Origin of the sequence: Microcoleus sp. PH2017_08_TRC_O_A, assembly GCF_020738665.1 — a bacterium.
Classification (GTDB): Bacteria; Cyanobacteriota; Cyanobacteriia; order Cyanobacteriales; family Microcoleaceae; genus Microcoleus.
The window spans coordinates 23,266-41,400 of sequence record NZ_JAEQCE010000063.1; the positions used below are offsets into that span (position 1 = coordinate 23,266).

Sequence of the window (18,135 nt, forward strand, 5' to 3'; positions counted from 1 at the left end):
AAACTTGGGAATATTGTCGAAATAACATGGGTTTTGACTCCTAGAGGTATGAGGTTTAAAAGAAATATCAGCTTTTAAGGATAATTAGATGAAATAGGCTCTTTCACTTTAAGCTCAATTCAAGAACGCACTAAGCGAAAGTCTACAAAGGGAGTTGATATTTGACCGCTCCAGATATCTAAAGTCGTGTATGTTTCTACAGACTCGTATATTTTAACCATTGTTTGATCGCTCCTATATGTAAACCTAACTTGGTATGTTTCTAGAGTTAGAGGTTCAAAAACCCATATGCCACCATTTCCGGTAGGAGTCTTAAGTCCAAACTGCTCTTCCCAAAGCCCAAAAATTTCTGCTTCGGGAAAAAAGGTAATATCCTCTCCGGGCATAACGGAAAGAACATCAGAATTAGAGGGCCCGCTAAGGCTAATCCACCCACCTCCGAATGGAATTAGTCCATCTACTCCCATAATTTCTAGAAATAAGGTGAAATAAAAGCTAAATCTAAGGGGAGTAGATGTATTATTGGTAATCCGAATACCAATCTGCACGGGGATTATAAAGGAGGAGTAGTAAATTGATATAGGTGATAAAAATTTCATTAGGTACAGAAGTTTATGTATTAAATTGTTTTTGGGTATGCTTAAAACTCGCTCTGGTACTAAAATTTCAAAGCGAACACCATCCATTTCCACAGCATTGCTGTCTGCTTCTACTGGTTGAACCAAGCGAAGATTTACAAAAGGAGTAATCAATAGTTCTGACTTGCTCTCTTCTACATTTGTTATTTCGACATTATCTATCCCAGGTATTACTCTGTTTGCACAGTTGTGTTGATAGATAAACCTAATTTGATAATTTCCGGGCAATAGTGCCTCAAATAACCAGAAATTATGAAGTTTTATCGACCCGAAAAATTCGTTGAACTCAGTAGAAATTTTCAGTGCAAGTAAGTTATTTTCCCAGGCAAGACTTGCGTCGATCGTGATAGTTTTGGATTCTCTAGGCTCAACTAACATATAATTAATTTCTCTGGTTTCGTAGCACTCCTGCGATAAGTTTAAGTTCGATATAAATTCAGTCAATCTGCCCGCCCATCCTGTTCTATATCTGTTCGGTTGAACTTCAGATTCTGGCTTTTCGTTAACTAATTGCCGCTGTAAGGCTTGACCCTCGGATGTTACAATTTCTGGAATCAAGGTTCCAGAGAGGTTGAAGTGGAAAGACATTGAAGTGTTATTGGTAATATGAATATATAATTCTATAGGAGGCGTGATGCCCGCTCTGTTTTCAGGGATGGTGAGCGCCGTAGGGTCAGGCAGCATAATTTCCATATTAATGCCACTTACTTCCATTGCGTTGTTGTCACTGAATTGTTCTGATGTCATGTTGGTTAACCTTTTGATTTTTAGAGATGAAGGATATCAATACTGATGAATTGCAACGGATTGAGAGAAGTAGCACCGGGCTTGTTTTCGGGGATAGCTAGTGCAATAATTTGTGGCTCTCTGATTTCCAGTAGGAGACCAGATTGTTTGATTTTATTGCTGTTATTCGCTCCTTGAGATGTCATATAGCCTTTCTCAAAAAGATGAGGTATAACTGACAGCCCACACAACCCTTAAACTAATAGGGCCCAAGCCCAACAACGTACCTCATCTTTCTGAGAACTGCTATATTTTGAACCATTCCAAGTTTTGAGTGTTCATTGCCAACTGCTTTTATACTGGCATAGGTTATTACCACGATCGCAGAAATTACTAAAGCCAATAAAAACCGCAAAAGATACTTCATCGCTCTCTGGATTATCAAATAATCAGCGAAAAAACCAGAACCACACCGCCGCACCAATTACCATCAGCCAAAACAATTTACCGCCACTTCCTGAATCTGACGACCCAGTTAGCAAAACATACCTGTAATACCCCAGAACTTGCCCAGATTCGTTCTCAAGAGGCACAGAATTATCTCGACCATCCCAATAATTTCGGGGAGGATATTGCTGTTGATAATCCGAAATACTTTGCCAAGGAACTCGGGATGTTGGGCAATAATTGTGAGGAATATTCTGCTTGGTATTCGGTGGATAACTGTAGCATAGCTGCTGTCGGAAATGCAGTGATAAGCGCTCTCTTTGAGCCAGTTCCTTTTTAGTAATCGGCACAAACTCCGACTTCAAGTCGAAAACAGGGCGCGGGCCAACTTGGCTACAGCAATTACCACAAAACTGATTGTGAGTAAGGTTTGATGGTGTAGAGCAATTAGATTTGTCGCAGTAATGTTTTTCACTACCCTGTTGTTGTCGGTACATAATTCCTCCTGATTAGTGCAGGCGCGAGTGAATATTGCTAACAATATTCCTTCCCCTGCCTTCCTTCAAATACGGGACTTTCTGCAAACCAACTACAACCACAACACCCGATCGATTGCCACAAACCCAATGAATCTTTAAACAACAGTGGCTTTCGATCTCAACAATCAACCAAACAATGTCTCTGATACAAATGAACGAAGAGATTGATATCAATAGTCACAAACTTAAGCGATGAATGACAAGCTTGTCAACAGTTATTATAAATTATATTACAATAATTATATTGTGATAAAAAAATTTATATTAACTCCCTGGCTTAATTAAAATTCAGAAAACATTGCAAATTGATGAATAAAGTTCATATTTATTCATAGAGTCAAGAGTGTTAGGGGCGATCGCTTATTATGTGATGGACGGAAAGGTCGATCGCACTTTTCACACCATGCAACTCAAAAAGTCGATCGCATTGCACAATGCCAGCCGAAAGACCAACGTTATCAACCGCAAATACTTGGTCAAATGTAATTCAACTTTGTGTATCCACTACGCAAAACTCTACATAAGGCGTGAATACTTGCCCCGTCCACATCGCATCAAACGATTCCTCCTCCATCAAATAATGATAGTATAGGATTTCTTCATCGCTGCAATAGTTTTGTCGATCCTCGTTGTATAATCTTGACCATTCCTCATTTATTAAATAATGATAGTATTGTACTGATTCATTAGTGACTTCATACTTCAATCGAATCGAATAATTCCCTAAATTTTTTAGCGGAAATCCCAAAAATTCACGATTCGTAAAAGGCAGAGACAATAGTAAAGTTTGCTCGCGTTTTTTTTTATTGTGATGTTTGCGATCCCAACCAATACGGGCATTCGGAAAGACCATTACAGACTTCCCCGGCTTAATTAAGTGAAAATCAAATACGTGAGGATATCCAATGCCGTCCGCTTGGTATCCAGCATTAGTATTTTGACCGTCTGCTGCTAGAATTTCGGGAACAAAGTTATGATGGAAGCTAAAACAATACGAGTTTGACCTGTTGTTGGTAATGCGAACATATAACTTGACCGATGTATCATGATTTGATTTGGGTTTTGATGGCATGGGCACAACCACTACCATTTTTGACACAAATATTTCAAATCGGATGCCATCAACTTCGACAGCATTGTTATTAAAAAATTCTCTTTCTGTCATGATGCTTTCCCTCCTTATTCATTCATCCTAACGGTTTTCGATTGGGTGAAGATATCGGGCAAAGGACGGGGAAATACCTTGTCCCTGCGGTATTTAATAGAATTAAAAACTGCTCGATCTAGTATTGTAGCCGATGTAGTAGAAAACCCGCTCCCCTCGCCCCTCGGCAACCAGCAAGTGTCTCAGATCACAAGGCCGGTCGTAGCGAAGCGGGGCGTAAGCCATCGCCCTCACTGCCCAAAAACCTAAAAATATGTCAAATTAAGTAAGGGGTTATAAAATAACTCTTGCCATATCCGTAGACAGTTATGACAACAAAACTAAGAGCTACAGACACAGACAAAATGGAGATAGACTTGCAGCAGTTCAGGGCAGACCAAGAACTGATTCTCAACCAAGTAGATAATGCGATCGCTCTTTTCGACTCGTCTGACAGCTTAGTTTTGTTTAACAAAAAATTGGCCGAGACTTGGGGACTGTCCCCAGAATGGCTGGCAACCAAGCCTAAGTGCGACTTGTTGTTTGCCGAAATTGTCGATCGCGGTTACTTGTCGCTTCAGCAGTGGGAAGAGTTTCAGCAAGCACTGCAAACATCTCAGGATGAAAGTTTATCATTTTATTTCGAGCAATCCAATGCCGTTTGTTTGGAAGTCTTCGCCACAATTACCAACAGCGGCGGGCGGCTGTTTACCTTTCGAGACGTTACCGTATACCAAAACTCCCAAGCTAGTTTGAATGCAGAAGTCAGGCGCCTGACATTTCTTTTAGGCTTAACTGAACGCCTGCAAAACTCTCACAGTTTGCAAGAAATAGGTCAGTTTGCCCTCAGCTATCTGGTAGAAGCGACGAATGCTGCTTTCGGAGACGTAAAAGTGATTAGCGGTAAGGGAAAAGACAGGCAAGCGGCGGCGATTTCCAACCAAGTTTCTACTCAATTTCTGGCTAGTTACGGGGAACCAGTCGCCGCTGGAATGCAAGAATTGCTCGACAAAGGTATTCCCTACGGCACCGGTTTGCTGTGGGAAGTGGTGGAAACTGGTAAAGCTTTGTTTGTCGATGATTATGCCGAACATCCCAATGCTGTGCCGCAATTTCGGCATCCGGGAATCGGACAATTGGGCATTTTTCCGATCGCATCTACTGACGGCACAATCATCGGAGTGTTGACGCTGGAGTCGCGCAACGTCAAAAAACTGCAAGCTTCCCTCCACCAAGAAGTGCTCACGGCTGCTTGTCGGACTCTGGGGGCCGCAATCCAGCGGGCTCAGACACAAGAAAACCTCCGCCAAGTTAACGAACAATTAGAGTATTCTTCTCAGTTAAAATCCGAGTTTTTAGCCTCGATGTCCCACGAATTGCGGACGCCTCTCAACAGCATTCTCGGATTTTCTGACTTGCTGCTGCGCCAAACATCCGGCCAGTTGAGCGATCGACAAGTTAACTATGTAGAACTGATCGAAAAAAGCGGTCAGCACTTGTTGCAGCTAATTAACGATATTCTCGATCTTTCTAAAATTGAAGCAGGAAAAGTAGAACTCAATTTACTGCCTGTTCGCGTTCACGAACTCGCCACAGACTGTCTGAAAATGATTCAGCCGCGGGCAGACAAAAAGCGAATTGCTTTGTCTTTAGAACTCGACTACCGCATTACTAAAGTTTTGCTCGACGAACGGCGAGTGCGACAAATTGTGATTAATTTACTTTCCAATGCTATCAAATTTACCCCCGAACGGGGACAAGTTAAACTTAGCGGGCGTCTGGCCTACGGCAATGAAATTAATGGCGATTACCGCCCTGATTGTTCTCCTGTAAATGCCAGCACTCCCTACTTTTGTCTTGAGGTGAAAGACTCGGGTATCGGCATTCCTCAGGATCGCTGGCACTTGCTATTTCGACCTTTTCAACAGGTGGATTCTTCCCTGACTAGGCGCCACGAAGGTACAGGTTTGGGTTTGGCTTTGACTAAGCGTCTGGCGGAATTGCACGGCGGAACTGTTTCTTTTCAATCTATTTGCGATCGCGGCAGTTTGTTCCGCGTTTGGCTGCCTTTGACGGAGATGCGTCAAGAGTTGGGCAGCTTTGCTGCTTGTGCTTTGGATGCTAAGTTAGTTCCTGCTTCTGCGATCGCATTACCACTTGGCAGCAAGCGGATTCTGGTGGTGGAAGACCAACCTTTTAACCAAATGTTAATTTCAGAGGTGATGGAATTGGAGGGCTACGGGGTAGAGATTCTGGCGGATGGGAAGGCAATGCTCGATCGCATCCATGCCGCCTCTGCTGCGCCGGAATTGCTGCCAGATTTGATTTTGATGGACATTCAGTTACCCGATGTTGACGGGTTTGAGTTGATGCGCCGAGTCAAAGCAAATCCTGTCTGGGAGTCGGTACCGATGATTGCGGTGACGGCGATGGCGATGGCTGGCGATTGCGATCGATGTTTGGAAGCTGGCGCTTCTGCTTATTTGAGCAAGCCGCTGGATCTAAATTTGGCGATCGCTACAGTCCGTTCTTTTCTCAACTAACAATAATTATTTGCAGTTCCAGCAGTGCCATTTATTACAATTTATAAGTGAAAACGTTAGACTCAATAGTAGATAAATTTCTATAGGACTTGCGCGCACTTGCCTCAGAAACCCGGTTCCTGCCAAAAATATCGAGTTTAATAACTAGAAATATACGAATCAACCAGGTTTCGAGCATCTACACGCGCCAGTCCCGAGCTAAATTCAATATACATCATATTCCATGTCAAACAAGTCGCCCTGCATCATGTTGGTTGATGACGAGCCAGCTAATCTAATTTTACTGGAAGAGTTATTGCAAATGAAAGGATACGCCACAGTATCAGCGCGATCGGGCGATGAAGCCCTCTCCCTCGCCCGCGCATCTCGACCGGATTTAATTTTACTAGATATTATGATGCCGGATATGGACGGTTTTGATGTGTGCGAGATCCTGCGGAATGATACCGCATTGCAAACTGTACCGGTAATTTTTTTGACTGCCCTCGATGACGATACCTCTCGCCTGCGAGGGTTGGAAATAATGGCAGATGATTATTTAACAAAGCCTTTTAACAGTCGCTTGTTGCTGGCGAAAGTTGAAAATATTTTGCAGTTGAGCCAAATGCGATCGCAAGTTGCGTCTTCCCAATTCAACCAGCAGGTAAAAGAGCAAAGCAAGCGCCAAATTGCCGCCGCCTGGGAGGCTAACGAATATCTTTCCGAAAAATTTCACCTATTTGTCCCGGAACAGCTTCTCGAACGAATTGCGCCCCAAGGGATAGAATCAATTCAGTTGGGCAATGTCACAGAAGAAGAGCTGACTATTTTATTTTGCGACATTCGCGGGTTTACTGCGATCGCAGAATCTCAAGAAGCACGCGAAACCTTTGAATGGTTGAATGCTTTTTTTACGAAAATGAACGATTGCATCACCTCCCACGGCGGGTTTATTGACAAATACCTCGGCGATGCCATCATGGCAGTATTTGACCAGCCGCATTCTCACGCTATAAATGCGATCGAAGCCGCAGTAGCCATGCAAGAAAGTTTGCATGAATTTAATGTCGAGCGCCACAAATACAATTTAGAATATCCCGTCAATATCGGTACTGGAATTAACACAGGTATCGGCATGATCGGCACCTTGGGTTCCGATCGCCGGATGGACTCTACAGTCATCGGCGATGTGGTAAATACAGCTTCTCGGTTAGAAAATTTAACTAAAATATACGGTTGCCAAATAATTGTTAGCGAAAATGCGATCGTTCATGCGAGAGAATTTCTAAATAGCATAAGTCCGAACTCAAGCTCAAAAGAAAGTTTATTATTAAAGTGTGACTTGGAAGCCGAAACACCGGAGAGTATAATTTCAACTACTCACGCAACAGCAGCCGACAGCCATTCGCCCACCCACAACTATTACTATCGCTGGATCGATCGAGTAACGCCGCGCGGCAAGCAGCAAGCTATTGAAATCTACGAAATCTGGCCAGCATCCAGTCCCGACTCTGAAGCCAAGCAGCTTACCCAGGCTTTATTTGACAAAGGAATTCAAGGATGGCAATCCGAAAGATTTGTCGCCGCCTTGGGATATTTTCAGCAACTAATCGAACAAAACCCTGCTGATACAGTGACCCGTTTTTATATAGAAAAATGCCAAGAAAAACTAGGTCTTATACCTGCCAATATCAGCTCCGAAATGAGATAAATAAAAAAGGTACGTAGTTGCGCTTCAGCGCTCTTTCATAGAAGGTACGTAGTTGCGCTTCAGCGCTCTTTCATAGAAGGTACGTAGTTGCGCTTCAGCGCTCTTGAGCACCCAATCGCAACTACGTACTTAAAAACTAACTCCATAAGAGTGGCTGTTACATCCTGGACTGATCCTAATTTGATCGCACATCAAACCGCCGTCAAAACCTGCTCTCTCAACTTCCCAATCAACTCATTAACCCCGCCAGAATTCAAACGATAACTCAAAGGATGACCAATCAAATAAGCCGAACTTTGAAACAAAACATCAATTTCCACCAAACCATTTTCCCGCAAAGTTTTGCCAGTCGAAACCAAATCCACAATCGCCTCCGACATACCCGTAATCGGCCCCAACTCCACAGAACCATAAAGAGGCACAATTTCCACCGGCAAATTCAAATTATGAAAATATTCCCTCGCACAGTGTACGAACTTAGAAGCAACTCTACCGTGAGGAGGCAAATCCACACTGCGTCTGTAAGAACTAGATTCCTTCACCGCCACCGACAGCCGACACTTGCCAAATTGTAAATCAATTAAATTTGCAACTTTCGGAGTTTTTTCCCGCAAAACATCATAACCCGCAACGCCCAAATCAGCTTGACCGTATTCCACATAAACCGGCACGTCGTGCGTCCTTACTAGCAAAGCTTTTGCCGTTCCGGTAGTGTCATAAATTTGAAGTTGGCGGTTAGAGGAATCGAGAAAAGCACTGAAGTCTAATCCAACGGATTTAAACAGTCGAATGCTATCTCCTAACAGTCCGCCTTTGGGAAGTGCTACGGTAATCATATTGATTTGCGATTGTAAATTGCTTAATTTGGGATGCGGAATCGGCGCTGCCCGAGCGGAAACAGCTTTTTCCTCAACCACAATAGCACAAATTGTTCAAATATCAAAATAAGTTCAGGTATTGCTAATAATTGTGTTTGTGTATAATATATTGTATTGAGGCTGAGTTAAATCGAATTTTCTTAAGGATTGTCTGCTAAATAGATGATAGCTGAAAGTAAAACTATGACCAAATTGACTCTGGTAATCGGCAACAAAAATTATTCGTCTTGGTCGCTGCGTCCTTGGCTGGCGATGAAACAAGCTGGAATAGATTTTGCCGAAGTGAGAATCCCCCTAGACGGGCCGACAACCCATGGGGAAATTCGGCGCTATTCTCCTTCGGGAAAGGTGCCAGTTTTAATTGATGGCGACTTGAAAGTGTGGGAATCTTTAGCAATTTGCGAGTACGTTGCAGAACGCTTTGCAAATGATTTATGGCCGGCGGATGTAGCGCAACGGGCGATCGCCCGTTCCATCTGCGCCGAAATGCACGCAGGCTTCCAAAATCTCCGCGAAAATATGCCGATGGACTGCCGCAACCGCTATCCGGGAGAAGGAATGACCCCCGGTGTCGAAGCAGAGATCGATCGCATCTTGGCAATTTGGCGCGAATGCCGCCAAAAATTCGGCACCAGTGGGGATATGCTGTTCGGAAAATTCACAATTGCTGACGCCATGTTTGCCCCCGTTGTCATGCGTTTTGTCACCTACGAAGTCAAATTAGCTCCCGAAGCAAAAGCTTATGCTGATGCGCTTTTGGCACTGCCTGCAATGCAGGAATGGCTAGCAGCAGCTTGCAGCGAATCGGAAAGTATTCCACATCTTAAAATCTAGCAAAAATCAGTTTGCTTAACCTAAAATCTCCTACCAAAAATCTCATAGTTAAAATCAGGATGCGGATTCTTTTAGTTGATGATGAAGTTGAGTTGACTGACCCTTTGAGTCGAGTTTTAAGCCGCGAAGGTTATACAGTTGATGTCGCATTTGACGGCGCAACTGGCAGCAATTTAGCAATGCAGGGAAATTACGATTTGCTAATTTTGGATTGGATGCTGCCGAGACAATCCGGATTAGCAATTTGTCAGCAATTGCGATCGCAAGGACGGAATACCCCAGTCCTATTTCTCACCGCCAAAGACACCCTAGACGATCGCGTACAAGGACTCGACGCAGGCGCAGACGACTATCTAGTCAAGCCTTTTGAACTGCGAGAGCTCCTAGCCAGAGTCCGCGCCCTACTGCGCCGCCCCCCTACTTTTGACCCCGAAGTGGCTGTCGGGCGCCTGCAAGTTGCAGATTTACAGCTAGACTACGACAATCAAATAGCCTATCGGGGCGATCGAACAATTGACCTATCAGAAAAAGAATGTCAACTATTAGAATACCTAATGCGACATCCCGGTCAAATACTAACACACGAACAAATCCACCAATACCTGTGGAGTGAAGCAGAAAAACCCAGCAGCAACGTATTAGCAGCTCAAATTCGCCTCCTGCGCCGCAAAATAGAAGCACCCGGTGAATCCGTCCTAATTCACACAGTTTACGGCAGAGGCTATCGCTTTGCAGAACCCAGTTAATAATAGGAATTCTGCTCATCTTCCATCTTCCTTCGTGTCCTTTGCGCCTTCGCGGTTCCATCTTTCTTCCGAAGCATTCTTCCTTTTACGCCAGAGGCTATCGCTTTGCAGAACCCACTTAATAATAGGAATTCTGCTCATCTTTCATCTTCCTTCGTGTCCTTTGCGTCTTCGCGGTTCCATCTTCCATCCGAAGCATTCTTCCTTCACACCCTAAAGCAATCCCTACATATCTTGACAAACCAAAGTAATTACCGTCACCTCCGGCGGACAAAATAACCTCCCCGGCGCATAAGTACCCAAACCGCGATTCACGTACAACCAATTACTCCCAACCCGATGCAAACCGCTAGCCCATTCCCAGTGACGAACTACTCGATCGCAAGCCGACACAAAAGGAACAAATTTTCGGATTCCTTCAGGAATCAAATAACCAATTTTTCTCACCCAAGCATACAAAGGCCCGATACCAGGAATCACAATTTGACCCCCATGAGTGTGTCCCGAAAACTGCAAATCAATCCGCCACTGTTGCAGATTTTCAGCAGTATCAGGATTGTGAGACAATACAATCCGAGGAATCGCCGGATTGATTGATGCCATTAGAGGCGCAGGTGCAAAATCGCCAGACCAAAAATCTGCAAACCCAACTAAAGCCAATTCAGACCCCAAAGGATAAATCGCTTCATTGTACAAAACCCGAATACCTGCGTTATTCAAAGCATTAGCAACCTTAATTTTTGCCCCTGGATAATAGTGATCGTGATTGCCCAAAACAGCGTAAATTCCCACCCGACTTTGCAAATTTTTCAATCGCTGCACCAAGCCGTAAATAGGCGCCGGATCGTAGGTAATAAAATCTCCGGTTAAAAAAATTAAGTCTGGTTCCGCTTCATTAGCCGCCACAATCGCCTCTTCTAGCAACCATTCCGACAGCCGCTCCCCGTCATAGTGAAAGTCCGTAAGCTGTACAATTTTAGTACCCGATAGATTTGCTGGAAGATTAGCGATCGGTATTGTTAAACAGTCTACTCGCAGTTTCCCAGTTAATAACCTGTGCATAAATATAAGGTTTATTGAGAGAGCGCAACCTCTAGCTTAGCAAATAAACAGACAATACTGCAAAACTAGATGTTTTTCCCTCTTTTTTCTGCCATCTGACTAATAACTACTAACTGATGACTAATGACTAAGAAATCAGGACACGGCTAAGAAATCAGGACACGGCAGTGCCGTTTCCCTACAATTGATCGCGGTAGGGAAACGGCACTGCCGTGTCCGACCTATCATACTGACTAATGACTAATAACTAATGACTAATGACTAATGACTAATGACTACTGACTTCATTCATGATAAATCACCTCAAAAGTTTCGACAGCTTTCTTCTTACCTTTAACAATCACAGAGCCAATTTTCCTAAACTCAAACATATCTTTAGTAACGCTGTACACACTATCGCTCACCAAAATTTGTCCTCCCTCAGCCATTGACTGCAACCTAGATGCAATATTCACCTCATCCCCTATGGCAGTATAATCCATGTGCTGCGGCGAACCAATATTACCAACAACTACCTCCCCCGAACTAATCCCAATACCAGTCAGAAAATTATCCGTAATCCAAGGAACCGACATCCTCCCAATCCGTCGCTGCATATCGATCGCAGTTTCGATCGCCTTCCTTTCGCGATCGGCCACCTCCGAAGGCGCCCCAAACATTGCTACAATCATATCTCCCACAAACTTATTCACAGTACCTTCATGACTAAAAATTACCTCTACCATCTCCGTGAAATACTCATTTAAATACATCACTATTTTCTCAGCAGGCAGCTCCTCACACTTAGTAGTAAAATCTCTAATATCCGAAAAAAGCACCGTTAAATTGCGCTTAGTTGGATTTAGAGAAATATCTCCTTTAGCTTCGATAACTGCTCGCACCACCTGGGGAGAAAGGTATCTTTCCAAATTATTTTTAATTCGTTCTTCCTTCAATTTACTTTCATGTAAAAGCGCATTCTCGATCGCCGCGGCCGCTTGCGATGCCAAAGCCGTAAATAATTTTAAATCCTGTGCCGTATAGTTTACAAGTTCGTTATGACTAATATTGATAACGCCGATTGTACCGTTCTGAGTTGTTAGAGGTGCACAAATCATAGAACGCATCTCATTGTCTCCCATAACATATCTCGGATCGGACAATACATCATTGACTATTTCAGCTTTACCAGAAACAAAAATATGACCTGCTATCCCCATATTGGAACCGATTTTTGTTTTATGGTTGTACTCTTTACCCCTAGCAGAAACAATCTCCAGTTTTCCTGTCTTTTCATTCATTAGCATCACTGAAATATTGGTAGACTCAATCAACTTTTTCGCTTCAGTTACCACCAATTGACTGACTTCAGCCACACCCAAACAAGTAGCTATTTTGCTTGAAAAATCGTACAAAAAATTAACTTCTTCGTACTTATCTAAAGTATCAACAGCCAGAGTTCTTATATCCAAGTCGGCGCTGGCAGCATAACTCAGCATATCGGCAATAAATGCTGCTTTTTGACTTCCTGTTACGTAACCGATAACTTCATCGGCTAGGATGATAGGATAAGTATTGAAGTAGGTCTGACAATCTTCGCCCAATAAAATAGCCCCTTCAACATTCCGAATAGCCATCGGAGCGTCTAAAACACCGAGCGCGCCCTCAATAACCACCCGCAAATCTCTCTTAGAAATCAATTTTTTGAGATTGATACGAACCATTTACTTTGCTATTAATCATGAGTGAGCGATCTATCGTTATTCATTCGTTTGTAACCAGTCAGCCAATTTGAGGATAGAGATTTTAGATTTTAGATTTACAAGGGCAGATAACTCTGGGAGCTTGAAACTTAGTCTAAAATTTTTGGAGCATCCACGACTATAGCCGGGGGATTGTATCCGTTTTTGGGCAGGCTAGCAACCACCAAAAACCAAAAAATATTCTTGTGAATTGATTGTATACCTCTCGCTACATCTGTGCCGTCAAACCCAGAATTTCCCTAGCTTTGACCAGCACTTCTTTCGGGCGAAAAGGTTTAGTCATATAAAGATTTGCCCCCACAGCCATACCGCTTTGCTTATCATATTCTTGTCCCTTAGCTGTCAACATAATAATGTAAACGTCCTCCATACCTAGTTCATTTTTAACCGTATTGCATACCTCTAACCCGCTCATTTTCGGCATCATCACATCGAGAAAAACCAAATCCGGCTTTTCTTCCTTAATTCTGTTCAACGCCTCAACTCCATCTCTCGCAGTCAGCAACTCTACATCATCCTCATCTTCCAACTTTTCTAGAGCCTGCTCCATCAAAATCAGAATATTCGGTTCGTCATCCACAATTAAAACTTTTTTCACAACAATTTCCCATGAATGTGTTTGCTCAGCCCGTTATCCTCTACAATATCTCCCAAAACAATTATGGAGACTTTTTCCAAGCCCTTAGTAAGGCGCAATTTTTTGACTAATTCTTGCTCTTGAGATAAGGCTTCGTCAATAATAATTAAATCCAGCTCGATCGCTCTCACTCGATCCAGGCATTCTGTAACATCAGATGCCTCCATCACATTATATCCCTGAAAAAGCAACGCAGCCGACAAAATTTTGAAAGTAGAAGCATTGTTAACAACGACCAACACCGTCTTATTAGACATCCCTTGTCGCAGCAGCAAGCCGATCTCCTTTAACAGTCCCGCTATATTTATAGGCTTGGTAAAATACCTGTCAACTCCCAAACGCCAGCCCCTGTCTCTGTCTTGAATTAGAGACACGATGATAATCGGAATCCCCCGAGTTTCTGGGTCATTTTTGAGAACTGCCGCCACATCAAAACCGTCGATGTGAGGCATCATTACATCTAAAATAATCAGATCCGGTTTGACTGCTTTAGCCTGAGAAATAGCATCTCTACCGTTAATTGCCTCCGCGACTTTATATCCTTCTTGTTCCAGTGACTGCCTCAATATATCTCGGATGTTAGGCTCATTGTCAACAACTAAAAGTTGCTGGCCTCCTTTAACGCCGAGCGGAGTTCTGCTGAGCACTTGCTGTTTCAGTTGCCCGATTAAATCATTGATAATTTTGCATTTTTCCACCGACTCAATATTTTTAACTAGCGGTATACTAAAGAAAAAAGTGCTGCCCTTGCCTAACTCGCTTTCTAGCCAAATTCTACCGCCGTGGTGTTCAACGATTTGTTTAGAAATTGGCAGCCCCAAGCCAGTGCCTTTAGGCTTTTCGGTCAGGATATCTCCCACTTGTTTAAATCTTTCAAAAACTTTGCTTTGGTCTTCTGGTGCAATGCCGATGCCAGTATCAATAATGCTAATAACCAGCTCGTCACCCTCTACTCTTGCCCGACAGGTGACAGAACCTGATTCTGTGAACTTGACTGCATTCGAGATTAAATTGATCGCGACTTGAACCATGCGATCCCGGTCTACTAATACCTGTGGCAGTCCGGGACTAAAATCTTTAATCAACTTTAAATTATTCTTTTCTAATAAAGATGACGTAGCGGCGATCGCCTGTTTTAAGATTTGCACTGGATTTGTCGGCTGTAACTGCCATTCAACTCGCCCCGCTTCCATCTTAGCAATATCCAAAACATCATTAATTAAAGATGTCAGCCGTTCAGCTTCTGAGACAATAATGTTAATATTATCTGCAACTTTATTTAAAGCTTTTTTGATTTTTCTGTCTTCCGATACGACTCCGGGAACAATCACTTCTTCTAGTTTTTCTTTAATCAGCGAAGCAAAACCCAAAACCGAAGTTAAAGGCGTCCGCAGTTCGTGAGAAACTGTAGCCAGAAAATCAGTTTTCATTCGGTCAACTTCTCGTTCCACCGTCACATCTCGAATCAAAATCACCGAACCTAGAGATCGATCTGCTTCGTCTTTTACCGCTTCTTTCAGAATAGTGGTCGCTAAAGCTTGACCTATCCTAGAATTTTCTAGTTCCACTTCCAGCGTCACAATTTCTCCCTCTCTATGTTCAGTCGCCTCAACCAATTGGGCTAATTTTTTAGGAAATATTTCGGATACTTTTTTCCCCTTCAGGTCAACATCTTTTAATTCAAACATCGCCAGCAGTGCCGGATTAAACCTGGTAATTTTAGCTTCAATGTCAGTGACTAATAACCCGTCAGCCAAATTGTCAACGATCGCATTTAAGTCTGCCAAAGTCGTCCGCAATTCCCAGGACTGCTTTTTAGTGCGATCGAGCAATTCTGCTTGGTGCATAGCTACTCCCAATTGACTGCCAACCTGAGCCAGCAACCTCACTTCTCCTGCTTCCCACTCACGGGAACCAGAGTTCTGGTAAGCTGCTAGCAAACCCCAGAGATTTTCCCCCACAAAAACAGGCGCTACACAATATGCTTTGGCTTGAATTTGTTCCAGAATTTCGATATGACATGGAGAGTGACCAATTTTATAGATGTCATCAACTACAAAAATTTCTTGATGGCGATACCTGCCACCCTCAGTTTTTTGTAAATAATCATCTTGCCAGACTGTTTTAATTTTATCAGTTACTAAAGGTATCCAACCTTCTGCTACCGACTCCGACACAAATTCCCCGCTCCAGTTTGGAAAAAAACGGTACACTCCAACCCGATCGCAATTGAGAATTTGCCGTACTTCTTGAGTTGTTGCGCTAAATATTTTGTCAATATTTAGCGTCTGGCGAATCCGTTCAATTACTCTAGTTAATGTGCGTTCCTGTTCGGCTGCTTTCGCCTGCTGTTTAGCTTGAAACTGTATTTGTTCTAGGTACTCGGATTGCTGCAAAGCCACGCCCAAATGAGTGGCAATTTGATTCAGTAACTTTACTTCTGTGTCTTCCCAGTGACGCGCACCTGTGTGTTGAAAGGCACTGAGCAATCCCCAGAGTTTCTCTCCTTTAAAAATCGCAACTACCGCACAGGATTTGACACCAAAATATTCTAAAGCTTCTATGTGACAATCGCTCTGGCCGGCATTGTAGATATCATCAGCGATAAAGGTTTCCGCACACCGGAATCGACCTCCTTGGTGTTCGTTTAAGTAGGGATCTTCCCAGCCGCTGCCTACCAATTTCGGCCAGTTTCCCGATTCAGATTCAAAGATAAAGTCGCCGAAATAGTCTTCACGGAATTGATAAATGGCAATGCGATCGACATTCAAAAGTTTGCGAACTTCTGTCGCTGCTGTCTGGAAAATTGTTTCCATATCTAAGGTTTGGCGGATCTTATCAATCATCCGAGTTATGGCTCGTTCTCGGTCTGCTTCCTTAACCAGCTCTTCTGTGCGTTTTCGCAATTGCTCCTCTAGAGTAGTCTGGAGTGCTGTTGACCGCCTATGAGCTTCATCTAAAAGTTTTGCTTGCTGTATTGCTACTCCTAAATGCACCGCAATTTGACTGGCAAAGTCAATTTCATCTTGCTGCCACTGGCGTGGGGCGCGACATTGGTGAATGCAGAGCAATCCCCAAAGTTTATTTCTTTTGATTAAAGGTACGATTAAGTTTGCTTTGACATTAAATTGAGCAAGAACAGCTATATGGCAATCGCTCAATCCGGCTTGATTGATATCATTGACTGCCTGAATTCTTCCTTGCTGATACCGCATTGAATATTGTTTACCAAAGCAGTGATCGTGCACCTTTACAGCTTTTACTGAATGAAACTCTGGGATCACGTCTTCTGACACAAATTCCCCGTCGTCAAATCCTGACTGCTGGTAAAATCGAAATATTGCTACTCGATCGGCATTCAGCAGTTGGCGAACTTCCCGAGCGGTTGATTGAAAAATAATATCTAAGTCTAACGACTCGCGAATTTTGGTCACTACAGCAAATAGCGCCTTTTGTTTGGCAACGATAGCGGGTTCGGGTTTCGATGCCGACTCTAGTTCGGCAACGCGCGCTTTGAGGGTTTTTATCTCGCTTTTGAGGGACTCGTAATCTTCTGTATCTAATCCTAGATAATTTTCTGACATGGGTTTAACTCTCTTGTGGTTAGTTTATTAAGTATTGATAGTTGTTTATTTTGATAAGTATTAACTCAATTTAATTTTTTTTCAACTAACTTTAGAGAGGATTTGCTCGCTCTGGTTTGATAATTATTGATTAAGGCTCAGTGCGCTAGATTGGCGATCGCACGAGTTGAATTGTCGATCGAACGCTACCCCGATCGAAGCTGGCTTACGCACGCAACTGCTACAGCATTTTTATAATATAGATGACTGGAGTAACAAGCTGTTTAAAACCCGCTGAGTCCCCTTCAGACTGGCATTCCCCGCCCCGCATCTATATTCTTTTGGCAATTTTCCAAGCTCAGACACAGCGCCGCATCCCGATCGCGCGCGGCTACCACGGGGAAGATGTCCCCTACAAAACACTATATATATACATTGCGACAACTGCGAGGGATTGCCCCTACAGCATCAATCTGGCATCTTGCACCACAGTCCGCAACGGACTCGCGTGCGGGTTCCACCAAATAATGGGCTTTTTTCGCCTCTGGATCGTTTCATCAGCTTTCCTGATGACTCTCATCAGTTAAGCTGTCGTTACAGGCCTTTACAAACCTTAACGATACCGTTAATAATAGAGACATCATCCGAACATTGAAAAACCAATAGCAATCATAAACACATGACGGCAACCTTACAACAGCGCGAAAGCGCCAATATCTGGTCGCAATTCTGCAACTGGGTAACATCAACCGACAACCGCATTTATGTAGGTTGGTTCGGAGTCTTGATGATTCCTACCTTGCTGACTGCAACAATCTGTTACGTAATCGCCTTCATCGCTGCTCCTCCAGTGGACATCGACGGCATCCGCGAACCAGTTGCTGGTTCCTTGATGCTGGGTAACAACATCATCTCCGGTGCTGTTGTTCCTTCCTCAAACGCGATC

At 43.4% G+C, this 18,135-nt stretch carries 15 protein-coding genes and 1 pseudogene; 6 read left to right on the forward strand and 10 right to left on the reverse strand.

The genetic code is table 11. The annotated features are described in order from the left end of the window. Nucleotides 1-119: 119 nt before the first annotated feature. The 4 genes from JGK22_RS21100 to JGK22_RS21115 all read right to left on the reverse strand — a co-directional run bounded on the left by JGK22_RS21100 (nucleotide 120) and on the right by JGK22_RS21115 (nucleotide 3,515). Nucleotides 120-1,385 (reverse strand): hypothetical protein, encoded by a 1,266-nt coding sequence (locus JGK22_RS21100; RefSeq protein WP_293313568.1) that lies wholly within the window; start codon nucleotides 1,383-1,385, stop codon nucleotides 120-122. 20 nt (nucleotides 1,386-1,405) lie between these two features. Beyond that, nucleotides 1,406-1,570 carry a hypothetical protein gene (locus tag JGK22_RS21105; protein WP_293208770.1) on the reverse strand — a complete coding sequence of 55 codons (165 nt, stop codon included), beginning with the start codon at nucleotides 1,568-1,570 and terminating at the stop codon, nucleotides 1,406-1,408. Nucleotides 1,571-1,813: 243 nt separating this feature from the next. Beyond that, the gene (locus JGK22_RS21110) at nucleotides 1,814-2,308 is read right to left on the reverse strand and encodes a hypothetical protein (RefSeq protein ID WP_293184532.1); all 495 of its coding nucleotides are present in this window, start codon (nucleotides 2,306-2,308) and stop codon (nucleotides 1,814-1,816) included. 529 nt (nucleotides 2,309-2,837) lie between these two features. After that, nucleotides 2,838-3,515 carry a hypothetical protein gene (locus JGK22_RS21115; protein ID WP_293184530.1) on the reverse strand — a complete coding sequence of 226 codons (678 nt, stop codon included), beginning with the start codon at nucleotides 3,513-3,515 and terminating at the stop codon, nucleotides 2,838-2,840. Between the two features lie 308 nt (nucleotides 3,516-3,823). Here JGK22_RS21115 and JGK22_RS21120 point away from each other — a divergent pair, with 308 nt between their 5' ends. Then, entirely contained in the window at nucleotides 3,824-6,037 is a 2,214-nt protein-coding gene (locus JGK22_RS21120; RefSeq protein WP_293198968.1) for an ATP-binding protein, read from the forward strand. 223 nt (nucleotides 6,038-6,260) lie between these two features. Beyond that, on the forward strand, nucleotides 6,261-7,727 hold the full coding sequence (locus tag JGK22_RS21125; RefSeq protein ID WP_293313571.1) for a response regulator: 1,467 nt from the start codon (nucleotides 6,261-6,263) through the stop codon (nucleotides 7,725-7,727). Nucleotides 7,728-7,918: 191 nt separating this feature from the next. On the opposite strand, the gene hisG is transcribed toward JGK22_RS21125, so the two are convergent. Next, nucleotides 7,919-8,563 (reverse strand): ATP phosphoribosyltransferase, encoded by a 645-nt coding sequence (gene hisG / locus JGK22_RS21130; protein ID WP_293184524.1) that lies wholly within the window; start codon nucleotides 8,561-8,563, stop codon nucleotides 7,919-7,921. 225 nt (nucleotides 8,564-8,788) lie between these two features. Here hisG and JGK22_RS21135 point away from each other — a divergent pair, with 225 nt between their 5' ends. Both JGK22_RS21135 and rppA read left to right on the forward strand, forming a co-directional pair. Further along, nucleotides 8,789-9,439 carry a glutathione S-transferase family protein gene (locus JGK22_RS21135; protein ID WP_293313574.1) on the forward strand — a complete coding sequence of 217 codons (651 nt, stop codon included), beginning with the start codon at nucleotides 8,789-8,791 and terminating at the stop codon, nucleotides 9,437-9,439. A 59-nt stretch (nucleotides 9,440-9,498) separates the two neighbouring features. Further along, nucleotides 9,499-10,185: a two-component system response regulator RppA gene (gene rppA, locus JGK22_RS21140; RefSeq protein ID WP_293313577.1), complete on the forward strand. Its 687-nt coding sequence runs from the start codon at nucleotides 9,499-9,501 to the stop codon at nucleotides 10,183-10,185. Between the two features lie 15 nt (nucleotides 10,186-10,200). On the opposite strand, the gene JGK22_RS21145 is transcribed toward rppA, so the two are convergent. From JGK22_RS21145 to JGK22_RS21165, 5 genes are all read right to left on the reverse strand, one after another. Continuing rightward, nucleotides 10,201-10,326, reverse strand: coding sequence for a hypothetical protein (locus JGK22_RS21145; RefSeq protein ID WP_293184517.1), 126 nt, complete (start codon nucleotides 10,324-10,326; stop codon nucleotides 10,201-10,203). 84 nt (nucleotides 10,327-10,410) lie between these two features. Continuing rightward, the gene (locus tag JGK22_RS21150; RefSeq protein WP_293184514.1) at nucleotides 10,411-11,247 is read right to left on the reverse strand and encodes a metallophosphoesterase; all 837 of its coding nucleotides are present in this window, start codon (nucleotides 11,245-11,247) and stop codon (nucleotides 10,411-10,413) included. Nucleotides 11,248-11,531: 284 nt separating this feature from the next. Then, on the reverse strand, nucleotides 11,532-12,950 hold the full coding sequence (locus JGK22_RS21155; protein ID WP_293184512.1) for an adenylate/guanylate cyclase domain-containing protein: 1,419 nt from the start codon (nucleotides 12,948-12,950) through the stop codon (nucleotides 11,532-11,534). 247 nt (nucleotides 12,951-13,197) lie between these two features. Further along, nucleotides 13,198-13,593 carry a response regulator gene (locus JGK22_RS21160; protein WP_293157660.1) on the reverse strand — a complete coding sequence of 132 codons (396 nt, stop codon included), beginning with the start codon at nucleotides 13,591-13,593 and terminating at the stop codon, nucleotides 13,198-13,200. Continuing rightward, on the reverse strand, nucleotides 13,584-17,210 hold the full coding sequence (locus JGK22_RS21165) for a GAF domain-containing protein (protein WP_293184510.1): 3,627 nt from the start codon (nucleotides 17,208-17,210) through the stop codon (nucleotides 13,584-13,586). The genes JGK22_RS21160 and JGK22_RS21165 overlap by 10 nt, the downstream gene beginning before the upstream one ends. Before the next feature lie 242 nt (nucleotides 17,211-17,452). On the opposite strand from JGK22_RS21165, the gene JGK22_RS21170 reads away from it, so the two are divergent. Then, nucleotides 17,453-17,776 carry a hypothetical protein gene (locus tag JGK22_RS21170; protein ID WP_293184507.1) on the forward strand — a complete coding sequence of 108 codons (324 nt, stop codon included), beginning with the start codon at nucleotides 17,453-17,455 and terminating at the stop codon, nucleotides 17,774-17,776. 92 nt (nucleotides 17,777-17,868) lie between these two features. Further along, nucleotides 17,869-18,135 (forward strand): annotated as a pseudogene (locus JGK22_RS21175) (photosystem II q(b) protein); the annotation flags it as partial.